The organism is Microbacterium zouquanmingi (assembly GCF_052266695.1).
GTDB lineage: Bacteria > Actinomycetota > Actinomycetes > Actinomycetales > Microbacteriaceae > Microbacterium.
In genome coordinates this window covers 151,218-168,180 of the sequence record NZ_JBQPQZ010000004.1, presented here as the reverse complement: position 1 = coordinate 168,180, position 16,963 = coordinate 151,218, and the positions used below count along the sequence as shown (strand labels likewise).

Sequence of the window (16,963 nt, the reverse complement as noted above, 5' to 3'; positions counted from 1 at the left end):
ATAGATGTTGCCAACTCAGTATCTTGCCAACATTTAGGTGCGTAAGTGTTGGTAAGGTGGGGTGATGTCCACAGGAGTCGCCGATCCACTGATCCCCATCGAACCGATCTCGTTTGAGAGGTTCGAATGGAAGCCGCGTGCGCCAGAAATGTATTCGCGCGCGGAGGTGATGCGTCAGACTGGGCCGTACCAGGCTGCTGTCACCGCACCGATTGCCGGGTGGTCGCCCAGGCTCCCGGTCGAAGCGTTGGCTGATGTGGAAGACGCAACGCGCCAGTTGGTCGAGTTTGATCTTCATGCGCAGCGCACGCTCGCAAACGACAGCCCCGCACTCGGTCCGATGGCTGCGATTCTGTTGCGCACGGAGGCAGCTTCGAGCTCTCAGATTGAACAGTTGACGACGTCGGCAAAGCAACTCGCCCTTGCCGAGATTGATGAGGGCGATAGGGCGAACGCGCGTGCAGTCGTGGGCAACGTTCACGCGATGGAGGCAGCACTGAGCTTGGCGGGAGATGTGAGCGAGGGATCCATCCTCGCGATGCACGAGGCGCTGATGCTGCATCAGCATGGTTTCGATCCCTTGCTCGCCGGTCGCTTCCGGGGCGAACAGGTGTGGATTGGGCTAGGAGAGGCCGGCCCACGAACCGCGGACTTCGTTGCACCGCACCATGACCGCGTTCCCGGCGCGATCGCGGATCTCGTGGCGTTCGTGCAGAGGCAAGACCTTCCAGTGCTGGTGCAAGTTGCTGTTGCGCACGCACAGTTCGAGACGATCCACCCGTTCCCCGATGGCAACGGTCGCACAGGGCGAGCGCTCGCCCAATCGATTCTCCGAAATAAGGGTCTTGTGAGATCGACTGCAGTACCGATCTCCGCCGGGCTCCTTGTCGATGTCAACCGCTACTTCGCAGCGCTAGGCAGTTTTCGTGAAGGCGACGCCGCTCAGATCATTCATGAGCTTGCGCGCGCAAGTCGTATCGCCGCCGTCACTGGCAGCGACCTCGTGAATGATCTCGCAGCGCAGCTCGAGGATTCTCGCGCGAAACTGGCGGGAATCCGTTCTGATGCGGCTGCGTGGCGGATTCTTCCGGCACTGGTCAGCCAGCCTGTGATGAATGCGAAATACCTCGTGCAGACGCTCGGACTGGGGGAGATGGCGGCGCTCCGTGCCCTCGACGCGATGAGTGCGAGGGGCGTGCTTGTCGAGATGACGGGCAAGTCTCGCGGGCGAGTGTGGCAGCACAGCGGCATCCTGGGCGTGCTTGATGAGTACGCCGCCCGGATTCGGCGCATGTCAGCAGAGTAGCGCGACGGTCAGCTCTAGGAGCTTGTTCGTCGGCCGCGCGCCTACCCGTGCTTGCCGAATCGGCGCAGGCGCAGTGAGTTCGCCACGACCAGCACGGAGCTTGCCGCCATCGCGGCCCCCGCGATCATGGGGTTCAGTAGCCCGAGGGCCGCAATCGGGATGCCGACGGTGTTGTAGAGGAACGCCCAGAACAGGTTCGTCTTGATCGTGCCGAGCGTCTTGCGGGAGAGTTCGATCGACAAGGCGACCTGAGCCAGATCGTTGCCCATGATGGTGAGGTCAGCGGCCTCGATCGCGACGTCGGTTCCCGAGCCCATCGCGATGCCGAGATCTGCTTGGGCGAGAGCCGGAGCGTCGTTCACGCCATCTCCGACCATCGCGACGACCTGGCTGCGCGCCTGCAGATCGCGAACGATCTGCGCCTTGCCATCGGGGAGCACGTCGGCGAAGACGTCAGCAGATGCGATGCCGACGGATGCCGCGACCTGCTGAGCAACCGCGGCGTTGTCGCCAGTCAGCAGGATCGGGCGCAGCCCGAGTTCCTTGAGCGAGGTGATGGCTGCGGCAGAGGACGCCTTGATGGTGTCGCTCAGGTTGATGAGACCGGCGAAGCTGCCGTCGACGGCGACCAGGATCGATGTCGCCCCGCCGCGCTGTGCTTCTGCGAGGTCTGCGAGGTGCTCATCAGTCAGCTCGATGTCGTTCTCGTTCATCCAGCTGATCCGGCCGACGACGACGATGCGAGCGTCGACGGTGGCGCGTACCCCGCCGCCGGCAGCCGAGATGAAGTTCGAGGGCTCCGTGACCGGCGCAGCAGCGATCGCGGCGTCGACGATGGCTCGAGCGATCGGGTGCTCGGAACCCGACTCCGCCGATGCTGCGAGCGCGAGAAGCTCAGGCTCGGTCATGCCCGCCGCAGCCTGAACTGATGTGACAGCGAGATTTCCCTCGGTGATGGTTCCGGTCTTGTCGAGCAGCACCGTGTCGATCTTGCGGGTGTCTTCGAGCACCTGCGGTCCGCGGATCAGGATGCCCAACTGCGCACCGCGCCCACTGCCCACCAGTAGTCCGATGGGCGTGGCAAGACCGAGCGCGCACGGGCAGGCGATCACGAGCACAGCAACGGATGCAGTGAAAGCGGCCTCTACATCGCCGGAAAGCAGCATCCACAGCGCGAAGGTGACCACCGCGATGACCAGCACGATCGGGACGAAGACCGCCGAAATCCGGTCAGCGAGACGAGCAATGGGAGCCTTTCCGGTCTGCGCCTCGGAGACCAGCCGGCCCATCTGTGCGAGGGTGGTGTCTTTGCCGACCCGGGTGGCGCGCACCACCAGTCGTCCTGACGTGTTGATGGTCGCGCCTGTGACGGTGTCATCCGGCCCGACTTCGACGGGGACGGCCTCGCCGGTGACCAGAGCGGTATCGATGGCCGAGTGTCCGGAGACGACGAATCCGTCGGTGGCGATCTTCTCGCCGGGTCTGGTGACGAACTCATCTCCGGGCACGAGATCGGATGCGGCGATCTTCACCTCGATGCCGTCCCGGAGCACAACCGCTTCTTTCGCACCCATCTCGAGCAGTGTTGCAAGGGCGTCACCCGCACGCGACGTCGCACGGGACTCGAGATATCGGCCCAGCAGCAAGAAGGTGGCGACGACGCCGGCCGTCTCGAAGTAGAGCGCGTGGTCGCTCATCGACATGCCGACGTGAGCGGTGAGGTTTGGGTCCTTGATCAGCTGCCACAGGGAGAAGAAATAGGCGGCGAGGATGCCGATGGAGACAAGAGTATCCATCGTGGATGCGAAGTGGCGGGCGTTGATGGCTGCCGCACGGTGGAAGGGCCACGCCGCCCAGAAAGTGACCGGGGTGGCCAAGACCAGTGCGACCCAGCCCCAGTGCGGGAACTGCGCTCCCGGGATCATAGAGATGACGAAGAGCGGGACGGTGAAGATCGCGGCGACGATCAGCCGGATCTTCAGATCGCTGCCGCCATGCGGGGCGGTGTGGTCGGTGTGGTCGGTGTGCAGGTGGCCGTGACCGTCGTCATCATTCGCCGGCGCGTACTTGTCGACCTTCACATTCGCCTGGTAACCGGCCGCCTGCACGGTCGCGACCAGCTGCTCATCACTGACGCCTGTGGGAACGGTCACTCGCGCTGACTCGAGCGGCAGGTTGACCACGGCCTCGACGCCGTCAATCTTGCCGAGCTTGCGCTCGACCCGGCTGACGCACGAAGCACACGTCATGCCCTGGATCGCCAGTTCGACCGTGCGCTGATCAGTGGGGTGCGCGGACACGTTGCTCATGACAGCCTCAGCTGTCGATGGAGACCAGCGCGTAGCCGGCTTCAGCGACGGCCGCTTCGAGAGCGGAGTTCGAGATCGCAGCATCAGCGGAGACGGTTGCGGTGGAGGTGCCGCCAGCGGCGAGATCGACAGCGACGCTGTTGACGCCCGCAACTGCGGAGAGCTCTTCGGTGACAGAGGAGACGCAGTGGCCACAGGTCATGCCGTCGATTTTCAGAGTGATGTCGTGCGTGCTCATGAGGGCTCCTGATTCGTCGTGCGGATACCAGAAAGAATACCCCCTGGGGGTACCTCCGTCAAGTACCCCTCTGGGGTATCTGACTCCGGTCGTCAGCGCAATGGCACATCGACGTCGGATCCGCCCTCGACGGTCAGACGAGCGCCCATTTGGACGATGGTCGGCTCCCCGACGAATCCTCCGGCGAACAGGGACTGCCCCTGCGTGAACTGCGACGCTCTGGAGAGAAGATCAGGGGGCGCGAAGCCGAAGATGCGGGCGATTTCGGCGAGGTCTTCAGGGGAGTTCATCCGCATGAGCGCGAGATTGTCGCACTGTGAGATGACGTTCGGATGGACCTTCGAGGGGCGCTGCGTCGAAAGCAGTAGCCACAGGCCGTACTTGCGTCCCTCGGCAGCGATCTGAGTGATTCGCTCCGAGAGCAGCCGCTCGACTGCCGTCGTCGGATTCGGCGGGCACAGGTTGTGGGCCTCATCGATCACGATCAGTCGCGCGATCCGCTCGTGTCGTCGCTCCCAGAGATGATCGAGGATCGCGAGAGCCGCGATCTTCGGCTCCGCCGACGTATCGAACTTTCCGAGGTCGACAACGGTGGCGTCCGGCTGCTCGTCGATGATCTCGGTGACCGGCTTGCTATCACGTGCCCACATCGTCCAGTCGGCGATGCCGAGATTCTCAAGGCGCATTGCGAACCTGTGATGGACTTCGTTATCGGACGCGCGCAGCCACTCGAGCAGCGTGCCGTCTGCGGGCAGGCCCGAAGCACGTGTCTGCGCGACCAGGCCCAGAGAGGCGTTGAACTCCTCGGCATCGAGGATCGGATCCAGCTGCAGAAGAGCCGCGCGTGAGCGCTCATCCATGTCGAGCAGGCGGACTTTGAGATCGTCCCCGAGGCCCGGCCGCGAATGCAGCACGCGTATATCCCGAGTGCTCAGCGCCGCGGCATCCGCCCCGATCGCTCCGTCACGCAGCTCACTGAGTCGCACGAAGTCCGAGTTCGGGTCGAGCACGATCACTGGCAGCCGCGTGTGGAGCAGGATCTGCTCGAGCAGCACCCCGAGTGCGTACGTTTTGCCCGAACCACTCTGTCCGCACCAGAACGTGTGTCGGTTCAGTCCGCGCGCACGGATATGAGCCTGGTCGGCAGTCTGCGCGACCGTGCCGATCGGAATCACGTCACCCATGCCTCGAGAGTATCCGTCAAGGCATGGGCGCGGTAGGTTACTCGCGGTTCGCGGCGTAATAGGCGAGCAGAGCCTTGGTCGAGGCATCCTGTGCATCGATTGCGGAGGTGTCGCCGTCGATGGCGGGAGCGATCTGCATCGCCAGCTGCTTGCCGAGCTCGACGCCCCACTGGTCAAAGGAGTTGATGCCCCAGATTGTGCCCTGCGTGAACGTGATGTGCTCGTACAGCGCGATCAGCTGACCGAGCACCTGTGGGGTGAGCGCGGGTGCGAAGATCGATGTCGTGGGGCGGTTGCCGGCGAACGTGCGGGCGGTGACGAGAGCACCCGTCGTTCCCTCTGCTTCAACCTCGGCCGCCGTCTTCCCGAACGCCAGCGCCTTGGTCTGTGCGAGGAAGTTCGCCAGGAACAGCGCGTGCACATCCTTGTCGCCGTCGCTCAGCGCGTACGCCGGGTTGACGAACGCGATGAAGTCAGCGGGGATGAGACGGGTGCCCTGGTGGATGAGCTGGTAGAACGCGTGCTGTCCGTTGGTGCCGGGTTCGCCCCAGAAGACCTCTCCGGTGTCGGTGGTGACCGGTGAGCCATCCCACCTGACGGACTTGCCGTTGGATTCCATCGTCAACTGCTGCAGGTACGCGGGGAAGCGGCTCAGCTGCTGTGCATAGGGGAGAACAGCGTGCGACTGCGCGCCGAAGAAGTTGTTGTACCAGACGTTCAACAGGCCCATCAGGACCGGTACGTTGCGGTCGAGCGGAGTGGTGCGCACATGCTCGTCCACCGAGTGGAAGCCTGCGAGCAGGTCGCGGAATACGTCGGGGCCGAGCGTGATCGCGAGCGACAGGCCGATTGCGGAGTCGACGGAGTAGCGGCCGCCGACCCAGTCCCAGAACCCGAAGGCATTGTCCGTGTCGATGCCGAACTCGGCGACCTTGTCGAGAGCCGTCGAGACAGCGACGAAGTGATGCGCGACGGCGTCTGTGCGCGACGCATCGTCGTCAGCGATCGCACCGGACTCGGTCAGGCCCGACCACAGCCAATCGCGAGCGAGACGCGCGTTGGTGAGCGTCTCAAGTGTCGTGAAGGTCTTGGATGCGACGATGAACAGCGTCGTCTCAGGGTCGAGGTCCGCGGTCTTCTGCGCCATGTCGGTCGGGTCGATGTTCGAGACGAAGCGGGCCTCGATACCGGCGTTCGCGTACGGCTTGAGTGCCTCATAGACCATGACGGGACCGAGGTCTGATCCGCCGATGCCGATGTTCACGACGTGCGTGACCTTCTTTCCCGTCACCCCGGCCCACTCGCCGGAGCGGACCCGGTCCGCGAACGCGCTGAGTCGGTCCAAGACGTCGTGCACGTCAGCATCCACGTCCTGGCCATCGACCTCGAGCGCGGGCAATGCATTCGTGGGGCGACGCAGTGCAGTGTGCAGCACTGCGCGGTCCTCACTCGTGTTGATGTGCGCACCCTCGAGCATTGCGCTGTAGCGCTCGGCCACACCGGTTTGCTCTGCCAGTCGCACGAGCGCTGCCAGCACCTCATCGGTGACCAGGTTCTTGGACAGATCCACGTGCAGATCCGCGAGCGGCAGCGAGTACCGGCGTGCGCGGCCCGGATCAGCATCGAACCACCCGCGCAGGTCGGGGACGATCCGTCCCTGCAAGTCGGTGAGCTCGGCCCATGCGGCTGTGCGAGTGGGGTCAATCGGTGCGGTCATGGCTCCACGTTAGCGCGCACCGTAGGAGTGGGTATCCTGGAATGAGCATTCACAACAGGAGGCCGCCGTGATCATCAGCTTCATCGTCTTTTTGGTTATGTTCGTTGGCGGAATCTGGGTGATGGGCATCGCGCACGGACTACCGCTGGACTTCCAGGCGCTCACCTTCTGCGCCGGCCTTGCACTGGTCTGCCTGTCGCTCGCGTGGATGATGCGCGAGGGCCGCTCCGGCGCCACGCGTCGCGCGAACAACTGGGATGGTGGCCCCGCCGCTCGCTGATCCAGAGCGGACGGGACCACCCCGTTCACTCCAGCGTTACGTCGTCGATCACGAACGACGTCTGCAGCGAATAATCTTCCGAACCGGTGAAGGTGATCGTGACGGTCTGCCCAGCGATTCCGGTCAGCGGCACCGCGACAGCTGAATAGTCCTGAGCGTCGAGGTTGCTCCACTCGCGCTCTGCGATGCTCGCTCCTGTGTCGTCGACCACGGTCAGAGCCAAAGAGTCGTACGCGACCGCTCTGCGCTCTGCGGTCGTGACCCGCAGCCAGAACGTCAGCGTCGCGTCGGCGCACTCCGTCGGCACAGTGAATGTCTGACTCAGGGTGTCGGTGTTGGCCCAACCGAAACCGTTGAGCCATGCCTTCCACGATCCGTTCCTGGCGGGCTCGAGGTATGAGCGCGAATCGATCACCGTGCTCGTTGCAGACCATGGCGCTGCGGCGCCGGTCTCGAAATCACCGTTTCCGACGACGCCACCTGCCGAGCACTCGTCTGGAGTGGGGTCGGGGTCGGGGTCGGGGTCAGGATCCGGCTCCGGATCGCTGGTCATCGACGCAAGCCGATGAGACTGCGTCACAGCGGGATTCCACACGAACTCATTGCCGTCGCTGAAGACGTAATAGGTTGATCCGTTCGGCATGAGCGCGACGGTGATGCCGCCGAAACCAGACATGAATGGCACGGTGAACGCCTCAACGAAGCTCGGGTCGTCCGCTGAGCTGAAGTCTTTCGCCCATACCGACATGTTGTAGTGCAGCGATGACTCACCGGGGACGTCCAGACCGCGGTCGGAGACATCGCGCTGCATCGCCGCATCGAGAAGTCCGGGGTGCAGTAGCTGCTCTCCGTCGACCGCTCCACCCAGGGGACCGAACAGCTCGGCGACCTTGGCGATAGCATCCGTCGTCCAGAACATCCCGTACCCACCGAATGGTGCACCAGTCGGTGAGTTCTCGGTGCGCAGGGTGCTCAAGGCATCCGGACCGACACCGGCGGGAATGAGAACTTCATCGCGAAGCATCTCGAAGATGTCGGCATCGGCGCCTTCATAACCCTCGAGCACGGAATCCATCGCCTGGACAGCGAGGTACGTATCCGAGGTGTGATAAACCCACTGCGTCCCCGGAGCACTCTTGCGCGGAAACGACAGAGCGGCCGTGGTTTTGCCCGAGTAATCCTCAGCGAGGAAGAAGTCGTTCATGACGGCGCCCGCTTCATCGACCTCGTAGCCCGCGGAGTTGTAGTTTCCGGTCGCCATGTCCAGGGCGTTTCTGATCGTCACGCCGTTCCACGCCGCATCTCCCGCGGCCTCGGGCACGTGATCTTGGATCAGTTCTTCGGCAATGGCAGGGGAGTACTTCTGCGCCAGATGGAGCAGCGCGAGAGTTCCGAATGCGGACTTCGCTGTCGAGTATGACGGCAACAGGACCTCGCTGCAGTACGGATGGTCGCCTTGGCGCGTGGGGCACGTGCCCACGTAGTTGATGCCCTCGTAGACGAATCCGTATCCGGACAGCGCTGAGGGCGTGATCCCAGAACCGAATGCAGAGACGTCGATTCCGGAACCGGGGTGGTCGCTGGCCAGCTGCGTGATGGGGCGGGTCGGAAGCCGGTCAGCGAGCTCCTCTGCCGCGCGAGATCGGATGCCGGACGCATCCGCGACCTGCCCGTGCGTGAGCGTCACCGCCTGCTGTCCCCATAGGTCGAACTGGAAGTACTCGCAGGTCTCGCTGGTGATCTGGTAGCGCAGCTGCGACACGCTCGTGTCGGAGAAGAGGAACGTCATCAGGCCGTTGTGCACACAGTTCGCATTGCGCTCGATCAGCGAGAAGGGCAGCGCGGCACGCGTCATTCCGCCGTCGCCTTCCTCCTGCCAGGCGCGGCCGAGTCCGATCGCCATGTTCCACGCGGTGCTGTCGGTGATGCGAAGCCCGCGGGCCGCCGGGATGACCACGCCGTCGTTCTGCACCAGCTCGATCGATACGTCAGGCAGCCGCTTCACTGCGTCGAGAGTCCCGTAGCCGTACGGATCCTTCAGCGCGATGAAGCCTCCAGAGAGCGCTGGTCCCTGGAGAGTCAGTGTGCCTTCGAGCTCATGCACAGGGGGAGCGGCATCAGTCGGAGCCGCAAAGGCACTGCTCGGCACCGCGGCCGTTGCGATGCCACTCGTGAGCTCGGCGGCGGTCAGAGCAGTGCGTGACACGGTGGTCTCAGCGGTGGGAACGGTATCAGCCGTCGCCGGAACAGACGAGAGCGCTCCGGCGAAGATGAGTGCGGCACCGAGCGCGCAGGCAGCGCGGGTGGCGCGGCGGTGAAAAGGGGCAGGCACATGCATGGATCCTCCTTGATCGAAATGCGTGCCCAGTCTGCGCGACGGCGGGGTGCGGCGTCCAAGACCCCTTCTCGAGTGAAGCGATGCCCGTGAGGTATCAAGACTCGGGGTGTGCGCCAGAACGCGGCGTGGTCTGCGGATACAGTTCGGTGACGAATTCGCTGAGCGCGCTGAGACATTTCTCGATCCGTGCACCAGCGAAGTGATTGTCGTCCCAGACCCCGTACAGAGTGATCGCCAGGTTGCCGTCGGCCGCGCGGATGGGCACTGTGCGAAGGCCGTAGCGGGAATCGTCGGACAGCACGCAGATGCCTCTGCCAGCGGCTGCCAGCGCCAGCGCCAGAGATGAGGACTCCGTCTCCGTTTCTGGCGTGTAGGACAGCCCTGAGCGAGACACTGCGGTATCGAACATGTTGCGCACCCCGTGTGCGCGGCTCATCACTATCAGGGGCTCGCGTACCAGGCGAGCCAGCGGGATGGCCTCTGCGGACGCCAACGGATGGTCGGGATGCACCTGCGCCCAGAGATATGCGTATCCGATCACTCGCGACCGGAACTCCGCGGGCGGGATGCGCGTGCCCACTGCGAAGTCGGCATCCCCTCGTTCGAGCACGTCGTAGACATTCTCCGGGACCACCTCCACGGCATTGCTGATCGGGCCATCCTGTCCCTGCGCGACGACGAACGGCGCCAGGATGTCGGTGACCGTCGTGCCAGCGGACGAGACGGTCAGCCCTCCGCCGTCGCCGCTTGCGATGGAACGCGCGGTGGCTGCGGCGCGCTCGGCGCGAGTGAGAAGGGCCTGTGCGACAGGAAGGAAAGCGCGGCCGGCCGCTGTGAGGGTCACGCCCCGGGGTGCGCGATCGAAGAGCGCGAAGCCCAGGTCCTGCTCCAAGTGGCGCAGCTGGCGACTCAGAGAGGGCTGCGCGACGTGGACTGCTTCGGCCGCTCCGTGGATGGTGCCGTGCGTGCTCGCAGCGACGAAATAGCGAAGCAGACGAAGCTCCATGAGATACCTCCTAGGCATCGAAGTCTTGGAAAACAAGTATTGGCGAGTCTCGCCTCCGTGTCCATAGACTGGCCGAAACCCACCCCTTGCGGTCTTACCTGGAGGTTGACATGGCTGTCACCACACAACGATCACGGCGCAGAGCGCTGTTGGCCCTGACCGCTGCCGCAGCAACGGCATCGCTGGTCGCATGCACGTCCGGCGGGAGCGGTGCTCCGGCAGAGGGAAGCGGCGCCGATGTGCTCACCGTTGCCGCATCGGCAGCGGTGACCACCTGGGATCCGGTCGCCTCGTTCTCCACCGAAGCGCTCTACATGGGAAACATCTACGAGCCACTCATCTGGAAGAACGCCGAGGGTGCAGACGAGGACTTCACGCCGGCGATCGCCGAGGCGTGGGAAACCAGCGAAGACGGACTCACCTGGACGTTCCACATCCGGCCAGACGCTTCATTCCACGATGGTGAGGCGGTGGATGCCGACGCGGTCGTCGCGAGCATCGAAGCGGCCCGCGAGCGCGCTGGTGCCTCGTTCATCTGGGCGCCGCTGGAGAGCGTTGAAGCCGCCGACGATCTGACCGTCGTCATGAACCTGGCCTACCCGGCGCCGATGGATCTCGTCGCGGCATCCACGTACGGTGCATGGATCGTCTCGCCCAAGGCGCTTGAGGCCGCGGCAGCTGACGAGCAGTACTTCGAGGCCGGTATCGAAGCCGGTACCGGTCCGTACACACTCAAGGAGTACGCGCCAGGCGAGAAGGTCGTGCTCTCGGCATACGAGGACTACTGGGGCGAAGCGCCGCACTACGACATCGTTGATGTCGCGATCACCCCTGATGCCATCACCGCGCAGCAGATGCTGACCGCCGGTGAGGTCGACTTCGCCACCACGATCCCGCTGGATAACGTCGAGTCGGTCTCCGAGCAGATCGGTGCAGAGATTCGCACGGCGAACTCGCCGTTCAACTTCATCGCGCTGCTCAACACGACTCGTCCGCCTCTGGACGATCCGCTTGTGCGACAGGCGCTCAGCTACGCCATTCCGTATGAGGACATCATCGAGGTCAGCGCGCTCGGTTACGGCACTCAGTCTCGGACCGCCGTGCCCAAGGGGATCTTCCCGTACTCGGAGAATGTGCCGCAGTACACCCAGGATCTCGACAAAGCTCGTGATCTTCTCGCGGAAGCGGGCCATGCAGACGGCTTCACGCTAGAACTCACCTACGCCTCGGAGAACGCCACCGAAGCGCGTTTCGTTCCACTCATCAAGGATGCCCTCGCTCAGATCGGCGTGGAGGTGAACGTCACCGCCATGTTGTACAACCAGCAGTGGGAAGCAGCAAAGGCAGATCCGGCAACCGCACAGGACATCTTCGTGCTCTACTACTGGCCGACGTACTCCGATGCGGGCGCAGACAACCTGTACTCGCTGTTCCACTCCAGCGACGTGCCCTTCTTCAACCTGAGCTATTGGAACAACCCCGAGTACGACGAACTCATCGACCGGGCCGCGACTCTGACCGGCAGCGACCGCGAGGCAGCGCAGGCGGCCTACGAGGAAGCCATGCAGATGTTGTACGAGCAGGCGCCCGCGCTCTATCTGTTCGACCCTGAGGTCGTCACGGTGGCGCCTCCCGGACTTCAGATCGGCGACTTCAACGAGAACTACCCGTTCACGACGTTCTTCTCACGCATCGCTCCTGCTGCCTGATCGGCCGACGAGATGTGGCGTTTTCTAGGCAGGCGGATCGTATCCGCGATCCTGGTCCTGCTGGTCATCACCGTGATCGTGTTCGTGATGACCAGGGTGGTTCCTTCGGATCCGGCGGTGGTGTACGCCGGGCCGAAGGCGCCACCCGCCGAACTCGAGCGGATCCGTGAGAAGCTCGGGTTCAACAATCCCCTCCCGATTCAGTTCCTGACCTACCTCGGCGGACTGCTCACCGGAGACTGGGGTGATTCCCTGGCCACTAAGCGCCCAGTGCTCATGGAACTGGCCACCCGGCTCCCCGCGACACTGGAGCTGCTGTTCGCAGGGATGATTCTCGCCACGGTCGGCGGAATCATTCTCGGCGTCATCGCCTCCCGGCGTCCGGGCGGGATCGTGGATGGCGCTGTCCGCGTCGTCGCCATCGGCGGGGTCTCCGTCCCGTCCTTCTGGCTCGGACTGCTCCTGCAGGTCGTGTTCGTCGGATCCCTCGGCATCCTCCCGGCGACGGGGCAGTTCTCCAAAGGGATCGAGTACACCAATCCGGTGGCCGATATCACCGGATTCGCGCTCTTGGACAGCGTGATATCAGGCAACTTCGTGGCCTTCGGTGACGGGATGGCCCATCTCATCCTTCCGGCGGTGACGCTGGCCGCCTATCCGATGGGACTGGTCGCACGGATGATTCGCGCAACCATGCTCGATGTCCTGAGTGAGGACTACGTCTTCACCGCCAACGCCTACGGGCTGCGCGACGTCATGGTGCGGTGGCGGCTTGCGCTCAAGAACGCGCTACCGCCGACGATGACGATCGTCGGGCTGGCCACCGCCTATGCGCTCACCGGCACGTTCTTCGTCGAGGTGGTGTTCAACTGGCCGGGGATCGGCGCCTTCGCCAGTGCCGCAATGCTCGCCGTCGACTACCCGGCGATCATGGCCATCACTCTGCTCGGCGCATTCGCCTACCTCCTTGCCAACCTCATCGTCGATCTCGTACAGGCTCGACTCGACCCGAGAGTGACGATCGCATGACCACCATGACGACGACGCTGACGCCCCTCGCCCTGCCGCCGAAAGACAGCTTCGGCACGCGAATGGTGCGAGTTCTGCGCACGGATTGGCTCGCGACAGCGGGGCTTGCGATCGTGCTGCTCGTAATCGTGTGCGCATTCTTCGGTCAGTGGATCGCACCGTATCCGGAGCAGGGAAGCGGGCAGACGAATGTCGATACTCGTAACATCCCTCCTGGCCTTTCGCACCTGTTCGGAACCGACCAGCTTGGTCGCGACATCCTCAGCCGAGTGATCATGGGCGCGCAGCCCGCCCTGTCGATCGCTGTCGCCGTTGTCGGGCTGGCAGCGCTCATCGGGGTGCCGCTCGGTGCGATCGCCGGTTACCGCGGCGGGCGGCTCGACAACATCCTGATGCGGGTGACGGAGGTCTTCCAGGCGTTCCCGCCGTTGCTGCTTGCTATGGTGATGGTCGCCCTGCTCGGTCCGAGCCTGCTCAACGCCGGGATCGCCCTCGCGATCTGCTGGTGGCCCTGGTACGCGCGGCTGGTGCGGGCAGAGGCACGCTCGCTGCGTGAACGACCGTACGTCGAGGCGGCCCGCGCGATCGGTGTTCCGACCTGGCGCATTCTGCCGCGGCACATCCTGCGCAACTGCCTCACGCCGATCATCATCCAGGCGACCGTCGACGTCGGGGCGATCGTTCTGGCGGCTGGTTCGCTGGCCTTCCTCGGACTCGGTGCACAGCCGCCAGACCCCGACTGGGGACTCATGGTCGCTGAGGGACGCGGGCAGCTGTTCACCGCCTGGTGGATCTCGGCCTTCCCCGGGCTTGCGATCTTCCTCACTGTGCTCGGTTTCAACGTCATCGGTGACGCGCTGCGTGACCTCATCGACCCGAGGCAGGTGAAGAGATGAGCGAACTGCTGCGTGTAGAAGACCTCGAGATCGCGTTCGTCGAGCGGAACCGACTGGTGAACCGCCCCGTCCGCGGGCTGTCACTGAGCATCGGGCCGGGTGAAGTGCTCGGGATCGTCGGCGAGACAGGATGCGGCAAGAGCCTCACAGGGCTCGCAGTGTTGGGGATGCTCCCAGAAGGAGCTCGTCCAACAGGACGGATCGTGCTCGATGGCGTCGAACAGCGCATCGACCGTCCGTCCCCGCTGCGCGGTGACGCCATCGCCATCGTCTTCCAGAACCCTGGCAGCGCATTCAACCCGGTGTTCACTCTCGGCCAGCAGCTCGAAGCCGTCGTCCGCCGGCACCGAAGGATGAGTCGCGCATCTGCGCGCACGCACATTCTGGAGTATTTCGAGCACGTCGGGCTCCCCGACCCGAAGCGCGTGTACGACAGCTATCCGCACGAGCTCTCCGGCGGCATGCTGCAGCGCGTGATGATCGCGCAGGCGCTGGTGTGCGAGCCGAAGCTGCTCATTCTCGACGAACCGACCACAGCGCTGGATGTCACCATCGCGCGCCAGATCCTTCGTCTCATTCTTTCGCTGCGGGATCGCTTCGGCTTCGGTGTGCTGTTGATCACGCACAACCTGGGTGTGGTGCAGGAAGCGTGCGATACCGTCGCCGTCCTCTATGCCGGACGTGTGATCGAGACCGGTCCTGCTGCCGAAGTGCTCGCCGCACCGCAGCATCCGTACACGCGCGGGCTGCTCGGTGCGCTGCCTGCACGGCACGCGAAGGGCGTGCCGCTCGAGGCGATCCGAGGCAGCGTCCCGGCAAACCTGCTGGGCGTGATGGGGTGCGCCTTCTCCGATCGGTGCCCGCGTGCGATCGACGCGTGCTACGAGACGGATCCTGTGCTCAAACCTGTCGGCGCGCTGCGCGAGGCGGCCTGCATCCGGGTGGAGGAATCATGAACGCTGGGTCCGATGCACTGACCGTCACGCACCTCGTGAAGGAATACCGTGCTCACCGCACCGTCTTTCGTGCGGTGGACGATGTCAGCTTCCGCATCCCACGGGGCACCACGTTCGGGCTCGTCGGAGAGTCAGGGTCGGGGAAGAGCACGATCGCACGGTGCGCGCTCAATCTCATCCAGCCGACGTCGGGAACCAGCCTCGTCGACGGTGCAGATCCCGCCCGCGTGCGGGGCCGAGCGCTGCGCCAGCTGCGCGCGCGGACAGGATTCGTCTTTCAGAACCCGAAAGCGGCTCTCAATCCGAGATTGCGCATCCGGGACAGCGTTGCTGAGCCCCTCAGGACGCATACCGCTCTGAAGCCCGCCGAGATCGACAGGCGCGTCGCCGCGCTCCTCGACGAAGTCGGGCTGTCGTCTTCTCACGCGGACCGGCTGCCTCATCAGCTCTCCGGCGGCCAGGCGCAGCGAGCTGGCGTCGCGAGGGCGATCGCCACCGAACCGGAGCTGATCGTGCTCGACGAACCGACGAGCGCGCTTGATGTCTCAGTACAGGCGCAGGTGCTCAACTTGCTGCAAAGACTCAAGCAAGAGCGGGGCCTCAGTTACCTGCTCATTTCGCACGACCTCGACGTGGTGCGCTATATGAGCGACGAAGCCGGCGTCATGCGCAGAGGACAGATGGTCGAGAGCGGGCCGGCGGACGTCGTACTCAGGACACCGTCGCATGAGTACACGCGGCAACTGCTGGCAGCGATGCCGGCAACGCCAGGAGCGGTGGAGATCGTCCCAGGCGGAGACGAGAGGAGCATCCTGCTGTGACCGATCTGACTCAGGCACTCGCCGCGCGCCCTTCGCGCTACAAGGGGGCTCCCACGGCGCCGACGCTGGACACGTGGCAGGATGCTCCGCACAACAGGTGGGCCTTCGCGCATGTGACGGAATTCGTTCCAACGACGACCATCCACCGTCAGCAGCCCGATGATTCGGGCATCACGCGGCTGGATGCGCTTTCGCGCGCAGATCGGCTCGAACAGCGGTTGACGGATGCGTACACCGATGCGCTGGTCGTCTCGCGGCGCGGGGAAGTGATCGCGGAGTACTATCGCGAGGGCTTCGCCCCGGATGACCGACATCTGCTGATGAGCGTCTCGAAATCAGTGTGCGCACTCACTCTTGCCGCACTGATCGATGAGGGAAGCGTTGATCCCGGCGCGCAGGCCACACGTTACGTGCCTGAGCTCGCCGGGTCCGCCTACGGTGACGTCACCGTGCAGCACGTGCTCGACATGACAGTGGCGGTCGAGTACGACGAGGACTATCGCGACGCGGACTCCGAGGTGCGCGCGCAGGACCGCATCGCGGGATGGCGGACGGCTCGAGAGGGCGACCCCGTCGACACCTATGCATTCCTGCGTTCACTGCGCAGCGCCGGTGCACCAGGACGACGGTTCCAGTACTGCTCGGCAGATACCGATGTGCTGGCGTGGATCATCGAATCGGTCACGGGGCGACGATACGCCGAAGTCGTTTCAGCGAGGGTGTGGCAAGCACTGGGGTGCGAGGACGATGCCTCAATCACCGTCGACCCTGCGGGATTCCCGTTCGCCAACGGGGGCATCTCCTGCACAGCCAGGGACCTCGCGCGGATCGGCGACCTCATGCTCTCTGGGGGAGTCAGCGGAGGGCGGCAGGTCATCTCGTCCTCGTGGGTGAGTGAGACTCTGGCCGGTGGCGATCCGGAGCTGGCGCGAGGGCTCGCGATCCAGCAGACGCATCCGAACGCGTCGTACCGCAACCAGTGGTGGTCGACGGGAAATGCACGAAGCAACGTCTACGCCGTCGGAATCCACGGACAGTATGTCTGGCTGGATCCGAAGACCGAGACCGTCATCGTGAAGCTCTCGTCCTGCCCTGAGCCGGTGACGACCCGCTGGAACGATGTTCATGCTGGACTTTTCATGAGCATCTGCTCCGCGCTCGAGGGCTGAGTCGT

14 protein-coding genes are annotated in these 16,963 nt (G+C 64.3%); 8 read left to right on the top strand and 6 right to left on the bottom strand.

Annotation, left to right across the window (positions count from 1 at the left end):
• Positions 1–64 precede the first annotated feature (64 nt).
• Positions 65–1,306: a Fic family protein gene (locus ACTU6U_RS10215; RefSeq protein ID WP_443469011.1), complete on the top strand. Its 1,242-nt coding sequence runs from the start codon at positions 65–67 to the stop codon at positions 1,304–1,306.
• 41 nt (positions 1,307–1,347) lie between these two features.
• Here the strand turns inward: ACTU6U_RS10215 and ACTU6U_RS10210 are convergent, their stop codons facing one another.
• The 4 genes from ACTU6U_RS10210 to pgi all read right to left on the bottom strand — a co-directional run bounded on the left by ACTU6U_RS10210 (position 1,348) and on the right by pgi (position 6,754).
• A complete protein-coding gene (locus ACTU6U_RS10210; RefSeq protein WP_443469010.1) occupies positions 1,348–3,615 on the bottom strand; it encodes a heavy metal translocating P-type ATPase in 2,268 nt (755 codons plus the stop codon).
• A gap of 7 nt (positions 3,616–3,622) precedes the next feature.
• Positions 3,623–3,853 carry a heavy-metal-associated domain-containing protein gene (locus ACTU6U_RS10205; protein WP_443469009.1) on the bottom strand — a complete coding sequence of 77 codons (231 nt, stop codon included), beginning with the start codon at positions 3,851–3,853 and terminating at the stop codon, positions 3,623–3,625.
• A 92-nt stretch (positions 3,854–3,945) separates the two neighbouring features.
• Positions 3,946–5,037: an ATP-binding protein gene (locus tag ACTU6U_RS10200; RefSeq protein ID WP_443469008.1), complete on the bottom strand. Its 1,092-nt coding sequence runs from the start codon at positions 5,035–5,037 to the stop codon at positions 3,946–3,948.
• 37 nt (positions 5,038–5,074) lie between these two features.
• A complete protein-coding gene (gene pgi / locus ACTU6U_RS10195; protein WP_443469007.1) occupies positions 5,075–6,754 on the bottom strand; it encodes a glucose-6-phosphate isomerase in 1,680 nt (559 codons plus the stop codon).
• 67 nt (positions 6,755–6,821) lie between these two features.
• On the opposite strand from pgi, the gene ACTU6U_RS10190 reads away from it, so the two are divergent.
• Positions 6,822–7,034 carry a hypothetical protein gene (locus tag ACTU6U_RS10190; RefSeq protein WP_443469006.1) on the top strand — a complete coding sequence of 71 codons (213 nt, stop codon included), beginning with the start codon at positions 6,822–6,824 and terminating at the stop codon, positions 7,032–7,034.
• A gap of 25 nt (positions 7,035–7,059) precedes the next feature.
• Here the strand turns inward: ACTU6U_RS10190 and ACTU6U_RS10185 are convergent, their stop codons facing one another.
• On the bottom strand, positions 7,060–9,372 hold the full coding sequence (locus ACTU6U_RS10185) for a hypothetical protein (RefSeq protein WP_443469005.1): 2,313 nt from the start codon (positions 9,370–9,372) through the stop codon (positions 7,060–7,062).
• A 94-nt stretch (positions 9,373–9,466) separates the two neighbouring features.
• Positions 9,467–10,378, bottom strand: coding sequence for a LysR family transcriptional regulator (locus ACTU6U_RS10180; RefSeq protein WP_443469004.1), 912 nt, complete (start codon positions 10,376–10,378; stop codon positions 9,467–9,469).
• A 110-nt stretch (positions 10,379–10,488) separates the two neighbouring features.
• Between ACTU6U_RS10180 and ACTU6U_RS10175 the strand changes: the two genes are divergently transcribed.
• The 6 genes from ACTU6U_RS10175 to ACTU6U_RS10150 are packed head-to-tail and all read left to right on the top strand — an operon-like array spanning position 10,489 to position 16,958.
• On the top strand, positions 10,489–12,087 hold the full coding sequence (locus tag ACTU6U_RS10175; protein WP_443469003.1) for an ABC transporter substrate-binding protein: 1,599 nt from the start codon (positions 10,489–10,491) through the stop codon (positions 12,085–12,087).
• 12 nt (positions 12,088–12,099) lie between these two features.
• Positions 12,100–13,116, top strand: coding sequence for an ABC transporter permease (locus ACTU6U_RS10170; protein ID WP_443469002.1), 1,017 nt, complete (start codon positions 12,100–12,102; stop codon positions 13,114–13,116).
• On the top strand, positions 13,113–14,012 hold the full coding sequence (locus ACTU6U_RS10165; RefSeq protein ID WP_443469001.1) for an ABC transporter permease: 900 nt from the start codon (positions 13,113–13,115) through the stop codon (positions 14,010–14,012). Before ACTU6U_RS10170 ends, ACTU6U_RS10165 begins: the two co-directional genes overlap by 4 nt.
• Positions 14,009–14,968 (top strand): ABC transporter ATP-binding protein, encoded by a 960-nt coding sequence (locus tag ACTU6U_RS10160; RefSeq protein WP_443469000.1) that lies wholly within the window; start codon positions 14,009–14,011, stop codon positions 14,966–14,968. Before ACTU6U_RS10165 ends, ACTU6U_RS10160 begins: the two co-directional genes overlap by 4 nt.
• Complete coding sequence (locus tag ACTU6U_RS10155) at positions 14,965–15,789, top strand: ATP-binding cassette domain-containing protein (protein WP_443468999.1); 825 nt, start codon at positions 14,965–14,967, stop codon at positions 15,787–15,789. Before ACTU6U_RS10160 ends, ACTU6U_RS10155 begins: the two co-directional genes overlap by 4 nt.
• Complete coding sequence (locus ACTU6U_RS10150) at positions 15,786–16,958, top strand: serine hydrolase domain-containing protein (protein WP_443468998.1); 1,173 nt, start codon at positions 15,786–15,788, stop codon at positions 16,956–16,958. Before ACTU6U_RS10155 ends, ACTU6U_RS10150 begins: the two co-directional genes overlap by 4 nt.
• Positions 16,959–16,963 lie beyond the last annotated feature (5 nt).

Coding starts and splice junctions, on each gene's coding strand:
- ACTU6U_RS10205 (WP_443469009.1), bottom strand. CDS start 3,853: ATGAGCACGCACGACATCACTCTGAAAATCGACGGCATGACCTGTGGC.
- ACTU6U_RS10160 (WP_443469000.1), top strand. CDS start 14,009: ATGAGCGAACTGCTGCGTGTAGAAGACCTCGAGATCGCGTTCGTCGAG.
- ACTU6U_RS10175 (WP_443469003.1), top strand. CDS start 10,489: ATGGCTGTCACCACACAACGATCACGGCGCAGAGCGCTGTTGGCCCTG.
- ACTU6U_RS10155 (WP_443468999.1), top strand. CDS start 14,965: ATGAACGCTGGGTCCGATGCACTGACCGTCACGCACCTCGTGAAGGAA.
- pgi (WP_443469007.1), bottom strand. CDS start 6,754: ATGACCGCACCGATTGACCCCACTCGCACAGCCGCATGGGCCGAGCTC.
- ACTU6U_RS10185 (WP_443469005.1), bottom strand. CDS start 9,372: ATGCATGTGCCTGCCCCTTTTCACCGCCGCGCCACCCGCGCTGCCTGC.
- ACTU6U_RS10210 (WP_443469010.1), bottom strand. CDS start 3,615: ATGAGCAACGTGTCCGCGCACCCCACTGATCAGCGCACGGTCGAACTG.
- ACTU6U_RS10170 (WP_443469002.1), top strand. CDS start 12,100: ATGTGGCGTTTTCTAGGCAGGCGGATCGTATCCGCGATCCTGGTCCTG.
- ACTU6U_RS10200 (WP_443469008.1), bottom strand. CDS start 5,037: ATGGGTGACGTGATTCCGATCGGCACGGTCGCGCAGACTGCCGACCAG.
- ACTU6U_RS10215 (WP_443469011.1), top strand. CDS start 65: ATGTCCACAGGAGTCGCCGATCCACTGATCCCCATCGAACCGATCTCG.
- ACTU6U_RS10180 (WP_443469004.1), bottom strand. CDS start 10,378: ATGGAGCTTCGTCTGCTTCGCTATTTCGTCGCTGCGAGCACGCACGGC.
- ACTU6U_RS10165 (WP_443469001.1), top strand. CDS start 13,113: ATGACCACCATGACGACGACGCTGACGCCCCTCGCCCTGCCGCCGAAA.